This window comes from Paenibacillus sp. FSL E2-0178 (genome assembly GCF_038593005.1).
In the GTDB taxonomy this organism is placed as follows: Bacteria; Bacillota; Bacilli; order Paenibacillales; family Paenibacillaceae; genus Paenibacillus_AQ; species Paenibacillus_AQ phytohabitans.
In genome coordinates this window covers 622438-640569 of the sequence record NZ_CP151953.1, presented here as the reverse complement: position 1 = coordinate 640569, position 18132 = coordinate 622438, and the positions used below count along the sequence as shown (strand labels likewise).

Genomic DNA, 18132 nt, shown 5'->3' with positions numbered 1-18132 from the left:
CAACCTGTCAAGAATTCTTATATTTTGAGAAAGGAGTGAAACAGCATGAAATGGAACTGGCTGCCTTCAATGTGCACACTGGGAAACCTGGGACTTGGATCAGTTTCCTTGCTTTTCACCATTCAAGAACGTTATAATCTCGCCTTACTAATGATACTGCTTGCGGCAATATGTGATGTCATGGACGGATTACTGGCTAGAATACTCAATTGTACCAGCGATTTCGGCAAACAACTGGACTCTCTGGCAGATATTATTTCCTTTGGACTTGCTCCAACCTTCCTCATATTGCTGTACAGGCTGGAGAATATGCAGTGGCTTGGACCTGTTGCAGCGATTGCATTCCTGATCTGCGGGGCGCTGCGCCTGGCCAGATTTAATCTGTCTGCGCCTTCGAAGGGGTTCACGGGGATGCCAATTACGGCTGCAGGCGTTATTTTATCAATGATTGCATTGGTGGATGAACGGATGAAGCCGGAGCTGGTCATCGCCGTAATGGGGCTGCTGTCACTGCTCATGGTAAGCCGGATTCCATTCCCGTCGTTCAAAAAATTCGTCAACAGGAAGTGATGCCTTATGCCCTGGATCATGGAGATGATCTCGCAATACGGATATATAGCTATATTTGCACTGCTCGCGCTGGGACTTCTTGGCCTCCCCGTTCCCGATGAGCTGCTGATGCTGTTCGTGGGCTATCTATCTTCGACAATGGTGCTGGATTTCTCAGTTTCGGTGCTGGTGTGCTTCATCGGCTCAATAACAGGTATGCTGATCAGCTATACGATCGGTCTGAGACTCGGGCAGCCGGTGGTAGACAAATACGGGAAGTGGATAGGGCTTACGCCGAAGCGGTTCGCGAGTGTGAAACGATGGTTCTTCCGGTTCGGCAACTGGACGGTCTTCATCGCTTATTTCGTCCCGGGCCTCAGACATGTTACGAGCTATATCTCCGGAATCAGTGCAATGTCTTTCAGGAAATATCTGATTGTCACCGTTGCCGGTGCATTTATCTGGTCGCTCTTGTTTGTTTCTATCGGGTATCTGGTGGGTGCAAGGTTATCCTTTGCGTAGCTTTGCATAGTTTTGCAATGACCGGAGCGGGCAGGGTATGATGATAGCTGTAGGTAATAATCTTTTATAATCAAAGAAGATATTACTATGGTTAAACCTTCTATTATATACTGTAAAAAACATCCACTTATTGCCGTGTGTGCATTGCATTAGGTGAGAAGCTATAGTGATCTGAGGAGGGAATACCGTAATGCCGGAAACACAGGAAATAGTTATTGAAGAATACGTGCCTGCCAAACATGCCGCGTCCATTGCCGAGATGTGGAATCGGAGCTTTGAGAGCTGGGGCGGGGACAATACTTACCGGACAGAGGAAAGTGTACTCCGTGAACACGAGAACAGCACGCTGCTCAAGGTATTTCTGGCCGTTGCGGGCGGAGAGGTTATCGGATATTGCAGCTTCTCCCACTACAAAGAGGATACAGGCGCGCTTTATATTCCACTGCTCAATGTCAGACCGGATTTCCATGGACGTAAGGTTGGCAAGAGACTGGTAAGACAAGCTGTCGAGGAGACCATCCGGCTTGGCTGGCCCCGGCTTGATTTGTACACCTGGGCAGGGAACGTCAAGGCGGTTCCTACCTATAAGAAAAGCGGTTTTTTCTGGGAGAAACGGGACGATACCACCCACCTGATGAATTTTATCCCTTCAGTGCTGCAGACCGGAGCGGTGAAGTCTTATTTCGGGAAGATCGACTGGTATAACGACAGCATCCGCGAGATCAACGTTCAGCCTGACGGCCAGGGGGATAACGGATTTGACTATTTTACATATGAATGGCTGAAAGACGGCCTGCAGCTGAAAATGCAGTATGAGCGGAGCGGCCGCGGCCTGCGCCTGATTGAGACGGAGGATTACCGGATACAGGCAACGATTCCTGACCGGCATGAGCTGCCTTTTGGAGCCCGATACCCCATTGTCTATGAAGCTGTGAATAAAAGCGGAAAGCCTTTGGCTCTGGAGATTAAGGGTATAAGCAATCCGCAAATCAGCTTTGAGCTGAACGGAGCGCAGGAGATTGAATCCGAGGCAAGGATCGAAGGCAGCTTTTTCATCCATCCGGCAGAAGAGGAACAGAGTATCTATCAGACCCATCCGGTTGTTGAGGCCGAACTGCTCATTAATGGGCTGCCCGCCGTATTCAAACTCGGGGTTGAACCCAAATTCCCGGTCAAAGTACAGCTGCAGCTGCCGGACAGAATAGCTTATATAGGCGAAGAGCTTGAAATTGATGTGATTGTCGAAAATGAATACAACGCAGATACGGTGTTCGTCTTCGACCTGCCTGATGATGCTATACTCGCTTTCGGGCAGTCTGCACTTAAAGTCGAAGTTCCGGCAAAGGGCCGGAGAACGGTTACTGTACAAGCGCGGCTGCAAGCCTACGGCATTTGGTATCATAATGTGAAGATCCTTAATGAGGGCAGCAGTCCGGAGGAGGCCGCTTCATTAATTCTCCAGCAGGAGATGAGCCTGGTCTTCCCTGGGGCAGATGCTGCCTTTGGCGGCAAAATGGAAAAGGAATGGATCATCAGCAGCGGAAGATATTCGGCAGTCCTGGAGAAATCCGGCAATACGCTGAAGCTATATGACGGCCGTAAGAATGTCGTTAGCCTGCCTTATCCGAAGTTCGGTCTGCCGTATACCAATGAGTTCAAGAAGGTATCGCCTGTTGAAGTGCAGTATGATACAGATGATGGAGCGATTGTGCTTGAAGCCGTCTATGAACTGACAGCAAGAAAGGGCATGCTGCTGACCATGGTGGTGAAACTGAACAGCAATGGGCTCATCTCCCGGCATTTCAGGATTCATAACCCGCTGGACACGGATCAGGAGGAAGAATTGGTCTTGAAGGACAGCTTCGAGTTCAGCCTCAGGGGAGGCGTTATTCCTTATAACGGCAAGTATCTGGATTTGAAATCAGGTGTAGAAGCTTCCAGCCCGGACTACTGGGATGTGCAGAAGTTCACAGAGAACTGGATGTTCGCTTCACATGGGGCAATCTCGCGGGGAATCAGCTGGCCGGCAGAATTAATGCTTATCCAGGAGTCGTGGCTGCATGCAGTTGAGCATTCGCTGGGCCGGATTCCGGCTGGAGGCAAGCTGGAGACAGCTCCGCTGCGGATTGCGCTGGGAACTTGGAACACCTGGCAGGATTTCCGTTCGTTCGCACTGCAATGCAGCAACACACGCGATCTGAATGCTGCACAACAACTGGAAGTGAAGCTTAATCAGGGTAACCCGTTCATCAGCGGTCCGCTTACACTCTCCATTCTGGAGCAGAAGAAGAGTTATTTGGATGGCGAGATCACTGTTTCTTCTTGTGCAGGCAGCATTGAGGAGACATCGATTACGGTACAAGGTGAACACAAGCTCTCGGAAATCAGCCTTACGCTGACCCGTTCTTCAGGCTCTGAGCCCGATCTCCTTACGCTGCAGCTGGATATGGATATTTATGAGAGCTCCAGAGCTTTCCTTGTCCTTCCTGTGTCGGATCAGGTTATCCACCGTCAGACGCTGGAGATTGAGCAGTCCCAGGTGCTTGCCGTAGACAACGGAATTCTGCGGATACAGGCCAGCAGCGATTTTGCTCCGGGATTATTCTCGCTGGAGTATCGGGGACAGGAATGGCTGGATTCCTCTTTTCCACAGCCCATAGCTAAATCATGGTGGAATCCCTGGGTGGGTGGGATTTTAACTTCGGTCACTGACATGTCATTACGCAGCTTCATGGAGGAGCCGCGGACCGCTGAGTTCGCTGAGCTCATGGACGATAAGGGTAACCGCTGGTCGGGCATACGCATGAGCGTTACCATTCAGCAGAATGATAAGTACAAAGGACTTATCCTGAATCAGTATTTCATGATGCTTCCGGGTGTGCCTGTGCTTGCCTCTACTGTACACATTGAACAGAATACAGGCACGCCGTTATATCCGCTCGAGCTTGAAACCTCGTCCCATTACCGTGCGGCCGCTGACCTTAAGGACAGCAGAGGGTATCTGAAGAACAGCAGTGGTGAAGAGCTGGTGTATAAGGCAGGAAGAGTCCAACTGGGGGTTAGAAGTACTAACGGAATCCTTCAAGTGGGCTCCACAGAACGTAATCAGCGCCTGACTCTAGTTACTGCACCGGATCTTACTTCTACAGCCTTAATGGCCAACACTCATGCGGCACTGTCGTATGCCATAGACCCGCTGTATCTTCAAGACGGGGAAGAGCGGTTCAGCAAGCCACAATTCTATCTTATCTCGGATCTGAAGATTCCTGAGCAGGCCTACGCCGATCTACTGGGAATCCGGTTCAACAAATGAGCTGAAGAAAGGAAGCACCCATGAAAATCATTGATGCACATGTGCATTATTCGAATATTGATACCTTTCACGAGACAGCCCGGAGTTTAGCGCATATCGATTATACCGGCAAAGGACTTCTGGAGGAGTTCCGCCGCTCCGGTGTTGTCGCGGGAGTCGGTATGGGCGTAACGGAGACGGCCGCAGGTAGCTTTCCGGATTCCGAAGCGCTTAATCCCATGCTGCTTGATCTTAGCGGGACACTTCCTGACAATTTGTTTACCTGTGCCGGAATTAATCCGCTGACTCTCCATCTGGACGGGCAGCTGGAGGCGCTGGAACAATCGCTGCAACAGAAGGATGTCGTTGGAATCAAGCTCTATGCCGGGTATTATCACTTCAATGTGGGGGATGAGATCTACGATCCGGTCTACAAGCTGGCCTCTGCTTACGGACTGCCGGTCGTTATTCATGGAGGGCTAACTTACTCTGACCGGGGACTGTTGAAATATTCGCATCCGCTGTCTATGGAAGAGACGTTCCTGAAGCACCGGGATATTACCTTTATGCTCTGCCATCTGGGCGATCCCTGGGTTATGGACACAGCGGCGCTTTTGGAGAAGAATCCGAATCTCTATACCGACCTGTCCGGCTGGATCGTCGGAGACCAGGCCAAGGTGGACCGTCTGCTGACCGAGCAGACCTACACCGATCATTTCCGCAGGGCGATTGTATTCGCCGAGAAATATGACCGGCTCGTCTTCGGTACCGACTGGCCGCTGGTTCCGCTGGATGCCTACATTACATTCGTGAAGCATCTGATCCCGGAAGCACACTGGGAGGATGTCTTCTATAATAATGCACTCCGCGTGTTCCCTAAGCTGGAGGAGCGGATTAGAGAACTGGATTTGGCGGAGGCGTAAACGATGCACAGAATTTCTGACGAAGATGCTTATAAGTATGGCATTGAAACCAGACATGATCTTATGGATAGCGGTGAGCGCAGATTCAGATTAATCTGCTCAGCGGACGGAAGCTCCTATTGCCGGACGGTAGCCTCTGAGAAAGGTGCCTGGCAGAGCAGTCATTATCATAAATCCGTCTCTGAGATCTACGTCGTGCAGTCCGGCTGGATGGTCTATGCGGAACTGAAAGAAGAAGATTTCAAGCTTCGCGTATTACGTGAAGGAGAAACAGTCTCGTTTGCGCCTTTCGTGCATCATAATATTTATTTGTCCTCCGAGGCAGTCATCCATACGATTAAATACGGCAAATCAGAGGACAATGACTGGCACGCCTCCCCGGAGCTGGATAGTCTGACACAACACCTCTCTTCGGAAGCACTTTTATCTATCTGAGACTTAGAACAGTGATCCTCCTCTAACCGGGGAATTACTGTTCTTTTTGTTTTTTGCGTGAAATGGGTTGGGGCCAGGGTTTACTCCCGCCTGATGCTTGATGAGGCAACCTGTGCTAAGCTGTTAAGGGTCAGACTTGCCGAAATATAATTATTCCTGCAGATGGAGGGTTATTATCATGCCTCATGTTAAAGTTAAAGACCTGGAATTGTTTTATGAAAAAATGGGTACCGGAGAGCCAGTTATTTTTCTGCACAGCAGTTATTCGCGCGGGTTATTGGCCTTTTCTAGTCAAATTCTGGATTTCCAAAATAAGTACACCTGTTATTTCATTGATTTCCGCGGTCATGGCAGAACCAGGTGTAAATGTCTCGAATGGTCTACGCCTCAGCTGGCGGATGATATCGCAGCCTTCATGGATTGCATGAGTATTGAAAAAGCGCATCTGATCGGCTACAGCATGGGTGCAAATGTCGGACTGTACCTCGCAGTAAATGATCCGGCCAGAGTTGCTACGCTAACTACAATTGGAACCGGCGGATTCTGCAATCCGGCTGGTGCTGAAGACTTTGAGCCGGAGCGTCTGCTGGAGCTTGGGCAACAGGAATTCATCCGTCAGATGAAAGAGAGGCATGAAGAAGCACATCTAGGTAATTGGCAGGAATTCATGCGGCAATCAGCTACTGACTGGCGTAGATATCCGGACCTGAGCGAAGCACAGTTAAGCAGTATCGGCTGTCCGGTTCTAATCATTGCAGGAGAGCACGATACATACGCTGCAGCGGATAAGATCATTCAGCTAGTCTCGCTGATCAAAGGATCACAATGCCTGATCGTCCCGGGTGCCGGCCACCGGCCGCATATGGGAAGGGAACAGCCGGTGCTGGTGAACGATACGATCCTTGAATTTCTCGCAAAGAATTCTAACCTCAAGTGAAAGGGCTGTACATATCTTATGAAGAAAGTCATCGTAATTGGAGCAGGGATTCTCGGGGCATCTACAGCCTACCAGCTGACAACAATGGGGGCAGAGGTGCTGATTGTCGACCGTAAAGATCAAGGACAAGCCACGGATGCGGCCGCAGGCATCATCTGTCCCTGGCTGTCCCAGCGGCGCAATCAGACCTGGTACCGGCTGGCAAAGGCTGGTGCAAGATATTATCCTCAGCTGATCGCGGAACTTGAGCATGCAGGCGAAACCCATTCGGGCTATGCCCGGGTAGGTGCACTTAGTATTCATACGGATGCGGGCAAGCTGGACAAATTAGAAGAGCGGGCGCGTCAGCGGCTGGCGGATGCACCGGAAATCGGAGAAATTACGCGGCTTACGGCTGAAGAAACCCGTGAACGGTTCCCGCTGCTTGCTGAAGGGTATGCCTCTGTTCATATCAGCGGGGCTGCCCGGGTAGATGGACGCGCCCTGCGGGATGCGTTACTTCACGCTGCGCAGCAGCAGGGTGCCACCAGAATTGCCGGAGATGCGGCGCTTCAATATGAGCCAGGCCGGGTGACCGGTGTTACTGTAGGTGCAGAGTGTTACCCGGCGGATGAAGTTATTGTGTGCGCAGGCGCCTGGGCGAACCCGCTGCTCCAGCCGCTTGGCATTGATTTCAAAGTCAGCTACCAAAAAGGGCAAATCCTACACTTGAAGGTTTCCGGCCAACGGGATACGGAAGCATGGCCGGTAGTCATCCCGCCGAGTGATCAATATCTGCTCGCGTTTGACCAGCAGCATATTGTAATCGGGGCAACTCATGAGAATGATATAAAAGGATATAATACCAGAGTGACCGCTGGCGGCATGCAGGAGATTCTGAATAAGGGGCTGGAGGTGGCACCTGAACTGGCAAACAGCACTTTGGGTGAAGTGAGGGTAGGATTCCGCCCGTTTACACCAGGCTTCCTTCCGGTCTTAGGTGCTGTCCCTGGATGGAAAGGGCTTCTCGCAGCCAATGGACTGGGAGCTTCCGGACTCACAATGGGCCCGTTTATCGGCAGCCAGCTGGCGAAGCTGGCACTAGGCGGAGAGACCGATATGGATATTAGCGCTTATGACCTCCAGGCAGCGATGGAGAGCAGATGATTACGAATTCATTTCCTGCAATGGAAGGATTAGATTCAATTCTGCCGCTCCATTGAACTTTTGTTTGACAGAAGAAGATGTGTAATCCATAATACAATCCATACTAAACATATATGATTTATAGAGGAAGGGTGGATCACACGTGACCAAGTTAAAGGCTACATTTAGAAAAACGATTGGAATGGGGACACTGACAGCAATGTTTGTAATGCTGCTGGCAGGCTGCTCCGGTTCTAACAACAATGCGGACACCAGTAATGGCGCTCAGGCAAGTGCGAGTCCAGCCGCAACGGAAAGCACAAGCACAGCAGAACCTGCTGCAGGAGGTACTTTTACCTATGGCCGGCCGGCTTCCGTAACCTCGTTTGATCTGCATAACCAGATCACCTCCAATAATGCGTTCGCGATTGATAAAGTGTTTGAATCGCTGGTCGCTTTTGACAGCAAGGGTGAAATTAAGGACTTTCTTGCAGAGTCACACACGATCAGCGAAGATGGCCTGACGTATACCTTCGTTTTGCGTGACGGTCTGAAGTTCTCGAACGGAACGCCAGTTACAGCAGAGGATGCTGTGTTCTCTCTGAACCGTCATTTGACGGTTGAAGGTCCGCTGGCGATCTCGGCGACGGTCGAATCCTTCAAGGCACAGGATGACAAGACACTGGTAATTAAGCTAAAAGAACCCTACACACCGTTCATCTCTGAGCTGTCCAACTTCTCCAATGGTATCATCCCGAATAATTTCGGCGGCGTCAGCGAAGAAGAGTTCTTCAAGAAGCCGGTAGGCACGGGCCCTTTCGTAGTTGAATCCTGGGACCCTGCTGGTGATGTTACCTTCACCAAGAACACAAACTACTGGCAGGAAGGCAAGCCTTATATCGATAAGCTTGTCTATAAATTGATTGAAGACGACAGTCAGGCGATCAACCAGCTGAAGGCAGGAGAAGTGGATGCAGTAGAAGCGCTGTCCCTTCAGAATGCAGGTGAGGTTAAGGACGGCACAGACACTACTGTCGTAACGAACGGCAGCTGGGTGACGGAGCAATTGTTCTTCAACACGCTGGATGAGCATTTCTCCGATGTGCATGTCCGCCGTGCACTGGCGCTGGCGCTGGACCGTGACGGTCTGACCAAAGCATTAACCTTCGGATATGCACAGACCGCCAATTCTTTGCTGCCGACAACGATTCCATACAACGCCAATGATACCCTTAAGTCATTGAACTTCGATGCAGCCGCAGCCAAGGAAGAGCTTGCCAAATCTGCATTCCCTAACGGATTCTCAACCAAGCTGCTGATCGCTTCCGGCAACAGCACAAGAGCCCAGGAAGCACAGATTATTCAGGCAGCAGGTCAGACCATCGGAATCAAGATTGAGATCGAATCCGTTGAACTGGCTACCTTCCGCGAACGCTTCTTCGCCTATGATTTCGCGGCGATGCTGAACAGCGGTCAAGCCGACTCTCCGGAAGCGAACTCGATCCTGGCGTTCCAGACCGATCCGGAAGGCTTCAGCAAATCGTACTGGACGCATTACACGAACGATAATGTAACCAAGCTGCTGTATGAGGGCCAAAAAACAGCCGACGGCGATGCCCGCGCAGCCATCTACACCGAGCTGCTGCAGACGCTTGCAGATGAAGTGCCTTACATTCCGCTCTACTACCCGGATATCCTGATTGGTGCCCGTTCTTCAGTGGATGGACTGGTTGTTCTGCCTAACGGCAGTATCCGTCTGGAAGATGTGCGCGTAAGCAAATGATGAATTCCAGGCGAACCTTAACCGGTGCGCAAGGAAACAATGGTTCTTACAAGTGGCTGGGGATAGCACTTGTAAGAGCCTTAATTGTTATCCTCTGCGTGATGACGGCAGTCTTTTTCCTCATACGTATTGTACCCGGCGACCCTGCCAAAATGATTCTCGGAGAATACAGTACGCCCGAAGCGCTTAAGAATATGCATCACACCCTGGGGCTGGATCTCCCGCTATGGGAACAATTCATCCGGTTTATGAAGACCTTGTTCACGCAAGGGGATACCGGTAACTCGATTATTATGGGCACCTCGGCACGAGAGCTGATTATGCAGCGGGCTCCTGTAACTTTGCTGCTTATCCTGATTGCCTGTGTGCTTGCAATTATTACTGCACTTCTGCTTGCTACTGCTGCAGCCACACATAAGGATAAACTGCTGGATCATCTGATCCGTATCTTTCCTGCGATCACTCTCGGTATGCCAATCTTCTGGGTTGGCATCCTTTTGATTCTGCTCTTTAGTGTCCGGCTGGGCTGGTTCCCTGTCGGGGGAGTAGGTGAAGGCTTCACAGGGACGCTGCGAAGCCTGGCGCTGCCGGCGATAACGGTTGCTTTTTCACAGATTCCTACGCTGGTCCGCTCGCTCAGGGCCCAAATGCTGGAGGTACTCGAATCCGACTTTGTCGTCACGCTGAGAGCAGCGGGTATACCCTCCAGAGTTATTCTGTTTAAGCATGTCCTGCGCAACTCTGCGCTACCGACACTGATGCTGCTGGGAGTTAACATCTCTTATCTCATCGGGGGTACGCTAGTCGTCGAGCAGGTATTCGGCATCAAAGGGATCGGCAGCCTGCTGTTCACTTCAATTTCGAATCGGGATTTCCCTGTCATCCAAGGAATAGCCCTTTATTGCGCGCTATCTGTAGTGATCATCAGTCTGCTGATTGAAATCATCTCCTGGTGGCTGGATCCCAGAACGAAGGGGAAACAATGACAACTACAACGCCAGATATACAATTGCCAGAGGGCAAGAAGCAAGTAAACGGGCTGAGACGGATATGGAATACCCCATCGCTGCTGATCGGAATCATTATGTTTGCAGTGCTCATTCTGCTGGCTCTGTTCATCCCTTACTTAAGTCCGTATCATCCGACGGAGCAGAACTTGAGCGCCTTCCTGCAGCCGCCGTCTTCCACCCACTGGCTGGGTACCGATCAGCTGGGGCGTGATTTGTTTACTAGACTGATCTATGCAGCGCGGACGGATCTGACTATCATGGTTCTGGCCGAGATCATTCCTTTCTGTACCGGTGTCTTACTGGGAATGCTGTCAGGGTATTACGGCAAGTGGACCGATAGAATTATTGCACTGATTACAGATACATTTATCGCTTTCCCGTTCTATCTGATCGTAATTATTGTGGCCTTCGCCAGCGGTGCCGGGGAGCGGGGGATTTATATCACCTTCATTCTCGTGGGCTGGATTGTATTTGCCCGTGTGGTCAGAGGTCTTAGCGCATCCTTCCGGGAACAGGAATGGGTGGCTTCTGCCCAGACCCTGGGACTGCCCGGCAGCCGCATTATTCTGCGCCATCTCCTGCCTAATGTATTGCCGCAAGCCGTTGTCGTGCTGATGACGGATATGGTCGGACTGCTTGTAGCCATTGTTACACTGGGTTATCTGGGTATCGGTATCGCACCGCCTACACCGGACTGGGGGACAATGATCTCAGACGGACAACCCTTCATTACCACCGCCTGGTGGCTGTCAGCAGTTCCGGGATTCGCCGTGGTATATACGGGGATAGCGTTGTCTCTGTTAGGGGATGGCCTGGCCGATATTTGGAGGAAAAAATAATGTCAACTGAGCCTGTGCTTGAAGTAGAATCACTGACACTTGCAGCCAAGTCGAAAGAAATTCTCGTCAATAATATCAGCTTCTCGCTTGCACGCGGGGAGAGTCTCGGGCTGGTAGGGGAATCGGGCTCCGGCAAGTCGCTTACACTGCGGGCAATCCTTGGTCTCCTTCCTCGTGGTGTGGAGCAGACCGGAGGGGCCGTACGGAGTAAGGTAAGCAGTGCCATGGTATTCCAAGACCCGAGAGGGGCACTGGACCCGCTCTGTCCGGTTGTGAAGCAGCTGGCAGAAGTCGTGTATTACAGACAACAGGTCAGCCGGAGAGCTGCACGGACGATTGCCTTGGAACTGCTTGAAAGACTGGGTCTTCCGGATTCTTTGAGAAAAAAAGACCGCTATCCCAGCCAGCTGTCAGGCGGCCAGTGTCAGCGTGTTGTTATCGCATTGGCTCTTGCCTGTAAGCCCGGCATTCTGCTCTGCGATGAGCCGACAACCGCCCTGGATGTCACCGTTCAGCGGCAGATCATCGACACGATCACCAGTCTGCAGCATGAACTCGGTTTCGCAATGGTCTTCGTCACCCATAATCTGGCGATTGCCGCTAACCTCTGCTCCAGATTGTATGTCATGAAGCAGGGGCAGATAGTCGAGCACGGCGAGACGCTTAGTCTATTGCAGCATCCGGCTGATCCCTATACGCAGATGCTGATCGATTCGGTGCTTCCGTTGCCGGAGCTTGAGCTTGAAGGGAGCAGACAATAATGGATTTAGCTTTGCAGGTGCGGGATTTAACGGTCCGTTACGGCGGATTTACCGCGCTCGACCATATTCAGCTGGATTTGGAGCAGCATACGACGCTTGGACTTGTCGGAGAGTCCGGTTCAGGAAAGTCTACGCTGGCGCGGGTCATTGCCGGGCTGATCGCTCCGGATGAGGGGCAGATTCTGCTGGGTTCCCAGGAATTGCGCAAGAAGAGAAGCAGAGAGCAGCATAAAAAGATTCAGATGATCTTTCAGAATCCGGATGCCTCGCTGAATCCCAAGCATTCTATCCGGCAGATTCTGTCTGAAGCCCTGCTGTTTCACCGGATTGTCGACCGTTCCCAAGTGGAGACAAGAAGCAAAGAGCTCCTTAGCCGGGTGCAGCTGGAAGCCAGATCCCTGGACAAATATCCGCATGAATTCTCCGGCGGCCAGCGCCAGCGGATCGCCATTGCACGCGCTCTAAGTGTGGAGCCGAGCCTGCTGATCGCCGATGAGCCGACAAGTGCACTCGATGTATCCGTGCAGCGGAGCGTATTGGAGCTATTCCACACGCTCAAGGCTGAGCTTAATCTTACCGTGTTATTCATTTCCCACGATCTCGGGGTTATTCATGCGGTCAGCGATACCGTTGCCGTCATGCGGCAGGGGAAGCTGGTAGAGATCAATACCAAGGATCAATTCTTCATCCGTCCGGAGCATGAATATAGCCGCGAGCTGTTATCTGCGGTTCCGAAGATGCCACAATGAAATCAATTACATCAGGAGGTCTATATGAACCGAGAAACACAAGGATTTGTCCCGCTGTCCCTGTCTGAGTTCAATACATTAACAGGACAGCTCTCTGATCTCTTATCCACCCAGTATCCTCCAGTGATCATTCCGGGGGAAGCCATATTGGGCATTGAAGCGGTAGCTGCAGGAATTGCTGCACCCGGCCGGACCATTCTAAATGTAGTGACTGGCCCTTACGGCAGTTTGTTTGGACAATGGCTGGAGCGCGGCGGAGCGACGGTGATCGAAGTGAAAGTTTCCTTCGATGAAGTCATTACTGTGGAAGAGGTGGCGTCTGCGGTTGAGCGGTATCATCCGGTTGCTATTTCTTTCGTACAGGCAGAAGTGGTTACAGGCGGCTCTAACCCTGCGAAGGAAATCTTCGGGCTTGCACGCCAGCATAATCTCATTACGGTAACAGATTCCGTATCAGCAGTAGGCGGAGAGGCTCTGTTAGTCGATGAGTGGTCCGTGGACTTTGCCGTAATGGGTGCGCAAAAAGCGCTCGCCGGACCTAACGGCGTCAGCGCAGTCAGTATTTCACCACGCGGCTGGGCCTTCCTGGAGTCGAATGAAAGAGCGCCCCGCAATTCCATTCTATCCTTGCTCGATCTGAAGCCGGCACCGGACGGCACGCCGCCGCTTCGCGTCCCGCCAAATATTCCAACACTGGAGGCCAGAGCTCTGATCGCAGCCTTGACTACTGTTGCCGATGAGGGACTGGTTCAAGTGATTAAGCGCCATGAACGTGCAGCAGCTTCTGCCATAGCGGGGATCACAGCTCTGGGTCTTGAACCCTGGCAGAAGAACAGCCGGCATTATTCCACATTGACGACCACGGTTCGGGTGAGCGGGGAGCAGAACCTGCTGATCAAGCAGCCTATCGGCATCGTGGCTCCCGGAGACGGCGAATTATCCGGCCAGCTGCTGCGGATTAACCATTTTGGGGCAAATGCCAGCCGGGAAGGTGTTGAAGGCGCAGTGCGGACGCTTGCCGGATTACTGAAGCAGTATGCAGAGCAGGCAGTACAAGCTGTCCGTCAGGTTTGGGGTGAAGCCCTATGATTCTCAAGCACCCGCAATTTCAGGCGTACAGCGGCATCCATATCGCAGGTATCGAAGGCAAACCGTTTGATATTGAAATTCAGAATGGCCGGTTCACTTCGGTTAAGGAAGCAGAACCGCAGCATGTACAGGGGGAACAACCTCAGCAGAAGCTATGGATCAGTCCGGGTATCATTGATCTGCATACACATCTGGCCTGGACCGATTTCGATCATGCCGACCAGCTGAACCGGGACAGCCGGGAGGTTGAAGTGATGCAGGCAGAGGCCTTCGCAGCCACCTTACGGACTGGCGTAACTACGGCGCGTGATGCCGGCGGCATTCTGCCAAGCACCATCCGTCATCTTGTGAAGTATTATCAGCAGCCGCTACGGGTGCAGACCAGCAGTGAAATGCTGGGCGCAGCAGATGCCAAGGGAGTTAAGCATCTGGAGGGCCGACTGGCAGAGATCTACGCTACCGGAGCAGGCTGGATCAAAATCATGGCAACAGGCGGTCTAGGCGCGCCTACCGAGAAGGTAACGGAGCCGAACTTCTCTGAGGAAGAGTTCGCCTTCATCGTCCGTCATGCACACGCGAACCGGAAGAAGGTTCTGGTACATACCTGGGGCGGCGTGACAATTGACTGGTCCATCCAGGCCGGAGTGGAGTCCATTGAGCATGGGATGTTCCTGACCTGGGATCAGGCTGGCCGACTGGCCGAGTCCGGAGTAGCCTTCGTGCCGACAACTTCGATCTACCGGATCGCAGCTGACCCCAAAGGTGTACTGGCGCTGAGTCCGGTCATCTGTGAACGGGCCGCCCGTGCAGCCGATGCTCATGCCGCGGCCATTGGATATGCCAAGCGGGCGGGAATACGTCTTGGATTCGGTACAGATTATGCTACTCCTTCACTGCATGGCTACAACCTGCAGGAATTCGATACGCTGTTCGATTACGGCCTGAACCGGGCAGAAGCATGGAAGTCCGCTACGCAAGACGCAGCTGAGATCCTTGGAAGCGGTCATGAGCTGGGGCGGATTGCCGAGGGCTACATTGCTGATGCGGTCATCTATGCTGCCGATCCCTATCAGGCACAGAATGCAGATCAGCTGCGGAAGAGCATCATCTCGGTGGTTACCGGGGCGGATGAAGCGGATCTGATCCAGACCCGTTGATCGTACTCTGCATGCTAAGGACTATCCTATTAACCATTTCATGGTTGTGGGTCAGTCCTTTTTCGCGTTCATTGCTGAAAATAATCCTTGACCTGGAACGCATTACATAAATTATAGTTCAGAGGAACATTACACAAGGGGGCTGGGGATTCATGAGTCAGAGCAGCAAAAAAATAGTCTTCATCGACATTGACGGAACACTTCTCACAGAGAATGGAATCATACCGGAATCGGCGCAGCGGGCGTGCAGACAGGCGCGGGAGAACGGGCATTTGCTCTACCTGTGTACCGGCCGCTCGAAGGCTGAGATCTATGACTCCATCTGGAATATTGGCTTCGACGGCTTAATTGGAGCAGCAGGCGGGTATGTAGAGAACGGCAATGAAATGCTTTATCACAAAAAAGTGACTCCGGAAGACGCCAAACATCTGGTCGATTATTTTCACGCCAATGAGGTGGATTTCATTCTGGAATCCAACACTGCCCTATACGGAAGCCGGAATTTACAGCCGCATCTGGAACGCAGAATTTATGGCGATCTGCTGAATGATCCTGCAGCGCAGGAGAGAAAACGGCTGTCCCCGCATCCTTATATCGCAACACTGACCTATGGGAACGAAGAATTATATTTGGATGATGTCAACAAAATTTGTTTTCTGGAGAGCAGTCTGCCCTTTCATCAGATCCGGGAGGCATTAGAAGGAAGGTTCACAGCACTCCAGAGTTCTATCCCCCTGTTTGGAGAGAACAGCGGGGAGCTGATGATTCCGGGTGTCCACAAGGGTTCGGCTATTGCCGATCTACTGAAGCACCTGGACATTCCGCGTGAAGACAGTATGGCGCTTGGCGATGGGCTTAATGATCTGGAGATGCTGGAATATGTCCAGGTGGGGGTTGCTATGGGTAATGCCAGAGAGCAGCTCAAAGAGATTGCCGATGATATCACCGACCACATTGAGGAAGACGGACTGTATAACTGCTTCCTGAAATACGGCCTAATCTCAGCTTAAATAGACACTGTATGCATACGGACCGGGTTGATATCCGATAAAGCACATGGTAAAATGCACTTAATTAAACGATTGGAGTTGAATAGTATAGTGTAGGATTCTCTTGCGGTATTAAACAATAAAACAGCTTTATAGAACGTGATCTTAAGAATGGCTACATTTTCATTCATAAGTTCATCTTATAAGGGCGTTATTTCGTGCGCACGTTTTATTCTTTATATGCAAGAAGGGTCTGCATCTTTTCACTCAATCAATATATCCTTATTCAAGTCCGTCCGGGCTGAATTTGCTGTATTTATTTGAGCTGTAAGAAGATAACCTTCTTGCAGCTTTTATTATTTTATACAGGAGGATATTGTATGTCATTAATCAATGTGAGCAATCTGACGTTTGCCTATGAGGGCACTTACGATAATATTTTTGAGCATGTGAATTTCCAGCTGGATACCGATTGGAAACTGGGCTTCACCGGGCGCAACGGCCGGGGCAAAACCACCTTCCTGAACCTGCTGCTCGGCAAATATGAATACAGCGGGACGATATCCGCACAAGTAAGCTTTGAATACTTCCCGTTTCCGGTTGCGGACCCCACAAGTCAGACGCTGGATGTAATCAGTGAAATTGACCCGAATTATATACACTGGAAATTAATGCGGGAGCTGAACCTGCTGAAGGTAGCGGAGGATGTGCTGTACCGGCCTTTCAATTCATTATCGAACGGGGAACAGACGAAGGTGCTGCTGGCTGCTCTTTTTATCAAGGAAAACAGCTTCCTGCTCATCGATGAACCCACCAACCATCTGGATATGAAAGCGCGTAAGCTGGTCAGTGACTATCTCAGCACGAAGAGCGGCTATATTCTGGTCTCCCATGACAGAGCCTTCTTAGACAACTGTGTAGACCATATCCTGTCGATCAACAAGACCAATATTGAGATCCAGAAGGGGAACTTCAGCAGCTGGTGGGAGAATAAGACGAGGCAGGATAACTTCGAGCTGGCGGAAGACGAGAAGCTGCGGCGGGACATTAAGCGGTTATCGGCTTCCTCCAAACGGACGGGCGGCTGGGCCCATGAGGTAGAGAAGTCCAAGAACGGCACCCGGAACTCCGGCTCCAAATTAGATAAGGGCTATGTCGGCCACAAGGCTGCAAAAATGATGAAACGCTCGAAATCGATCCAGCAGCGGCAGGAATCTGCGATCACCGAGAAATCCAAGCTGCTGCGGAACATTGAAAGCTCGGACAGTCTGGAAATATCCCAGCTTCCGTATCATAAGCAACAGCTGGCCGAGCTGGATGAAGTTTCGGTCTTTTACGGGGACAAAAGTGTTTGTTCAGAGGTGAGCTTCACGATTGAGCAGGGCGAGCGGATTGCACTCACCGGCAGCAACGGCTCCGGGAAATCGAGTATTCTCAAGTTGATCTGCGGAGAGGAGATTCATCATACAGGTGTTATACGGAAGGACAGCCAGCTTGCCATCTCTTATGTATCCCAGGACACCTCGCATCTGCAGGGCAGTCTGAGCGAATATGCCAGAGAGCACGGAATCGATGAAAGTCTGTTCAAATCGATTCTGCGCAAGCTTGATTTCTCACGGACTCAATTCGAGAAGGATCTGTCCACTTACAGCGGCGGCCAAAAGAAGAAAGTACTGATTGCCCGGAGCCTCAGTGAGAAGGTGCATCTGCATATCTGGGATGAACCGCTTAACTTCATTGACGTAATCTCCCGGATGCAGATTGAAGAGCTGCTGATGGAACATACGCCGACAATCCTGTTTGTGGAGCACGACCGGGAATTCTGCGCGAATATTGCTACCAAGATCGAAGCTATGGATTAAGATGACAAGCCTCTGCGAGCTGCAGGGGCTTTTTTTCTGCGTGTAAATGTAGTATGAATGGAGTGTTAATGCATTCCGGAAGGTAGGACTGTAATATTTGGCGTAATATG

The 18132-nt window shown here is 51.4% G+C and carries 16 protein-coding genes; all 16 read left to right on the top strand.

Translation table 11 applies throughout. The features are described from left to right. The first annotated feature begins 45 nt into the window (after positions 1-45). Positions 46-570: a CDP-diacylglycerol--serine O-phosphatidyltransferase gene (gene pssA, locus MHI42_RS02635; protein WP_171719489.1), complete on the top strand. Its 525-nt coding sequence runs from the start codon at positions 46-48 to the stop codon at positions 568-570. Positions 571-576: 6 nt separating this feature from the next. Then, positions 577-1071: a DedA family protein gene (locus MHI42_RS02630; protein ID WP_342422662.1), complete on the top strand. Its 495-nt coding sequence runs from the start codon at positions 577-579 to the stop codon at positions 1069-1071. 190 nt (positions 1072-1261) lie between these two features. Further along, on the top strand, positions 1262-4384 hold the full coding sequence (locus tag MHI42_RS02625) for a GNAT family N-acetyltransferase (RefSeq protein WP_342422661.1): 3123 nt from the start codon (positions 1262-1264) through the stop codon (positions 4382-4384). A gap of 20 nt (positions 4385-4404) precedes the next feature. Further along, complete coding sequence (locus MHI42_RS02620) at positions 4405-5286, top strand: TatD family hydrolase (RefSeq protein WP_342422660.1); 882 nt, start codon at positions 4405-4407, stop codon at positions 5284-5286. A gap of 3 nt (positions 5287-5289) precedes the next feature. Then, positions 5290-5721, top strand: coding sequence for a cupin domain-containing protein (locus tag MHI42_RS02615; RefSeq protein ID WP_342422659.1), 432 nt, complete (start codon positions 5290-5292; stop codon positions 5719-5721). Positions 5722-5899: 178 nt separating this feature from the next. Next, complete coding sequence (locus MHI42_RS02610; protein WP_342422658.1) at positions 5900-6658, top strand: alpha/beta hydrolase; 759 nt, start codon at positions 5900-5902, stop codon at positions 6656-6658. Positions 6659-6676: 18 nt separating this feature from the next. Next, positions 6677-7804: an FAD-binding oxidoreductase gene (locus tag MHI42_RS02605; protein WP_342422657.1), complete on the top strand. Its 1128-nt coding sequence runs from the start codon at positions 6677-6679 to the stop codon at positions 7802-7804. A gap of 142 nt (positions 7805-7946) precedes the next feature. Then, entirely contained in the window at positions 7947-9566 is a 1620-nt protein-coding gene (locus MHI42_RS02600; protein ID WP_342422656.1) for an ABC transporter substrate-binding protein, read from the top strand. Next, positions 9563-10552, top strand: coding sequence for an ABC transporter permease (locus MHI42_RS02595; protein WP_342422655.1), 990 nt, complete (start codon positions 9563-9565; stop codon positions 10550-10552). The genes MHI42_RS02600 and MHI42_RS02595 overlap by 4 nt, the downstream gene beginning before the upstream one ends. Beyond that, positions 10549-11415 (top strand): ABC transporter permease, encoded by an 867-nt coding sequence (locus MHI42_RS02590; protein ID WP_081956529.1) that lies wholly within the window; start codon positions 10549-10551, stop codon positions 11413-11415. The genes MHI42_RS02595 and MHI42_RS02590 overlap by 4 nt, the downstream gene beginning before the upstream one ends. Continuing rightward, complete coding sequence (locus MHI42_RS02585; RefSeq protein WP_171719496.1) at positions 11415-12176, top strand: ABC transporter ATP-binding protein; 762 nt, start codon at positions 11415-11417, stop codon at positions 12174-12176. The genes MHI42_RS02590 and MHI42_RS02585 overlap by 1 nt, the downstream gene beginning before the upstream one ends. Further along, positions 12176-12925, top strand: coding sequence for an ATP-binding cassette domain-containing protein (locus tag MHI42_RS02580; protein WP_342422654.1), 750 nt, complete (start codon positions 12176-12178; stop codon positions 12923-12925). Before MHI42_RS02585 ends, MHI42_RS02580 begins: the two co-directional genes overlap by 1 nt. Before the next feature lie 24 nt (positions 12926-12949). Next, positions 12950-14014, top strand: a complete 1065-nt coding sequence (locus tag MHI42_RS02575) for an aminotransferase class V-fold PLP-dependent enzyme (protein ID WP_342422653.1) — start codon at positions 12950-12952, stop codon at positions 14012-14014. After that, positions 14011-15171, top strand: a complete 1161-nt coding sequence (locus tag MHI42_RS02570) for an amidohydrolase family protein (protein WP_342422652.1) — start codon at positions 14011-14013, stop codon at positions 15169-15171. Before MHI42_RS02575 ends, MHI42_RS02570 begins: the two co-directional genes overlap by 4 nt. Before the next feature lie 152 nt (positions 15172-15323). After that, complete coding sequence (locus MHI42_RS02565; RefSeq protein ID WP_342422651.1) at positions 15324-16181, top strand: Cof-type HAD-IIB family hydrolase; 858 nt, start codon at positions 15324-15326, stop codon at positions 16179-16181. A gap of 359 nt (positions 16182-16540) precedes the next feature. Next, positions 16541-18022: an Lsa family ABC-F type ribosomal protection protein gene (locus MHI42_RS02560; protein WP_342422650.1), complete on the top strand. Its 1482-nt coding sequence runs from the start codon at positions 16541-16543 to the stop codon at positions 18020-18022. Positions 18023-18132 lie beyond the last annotated feature (110 nt).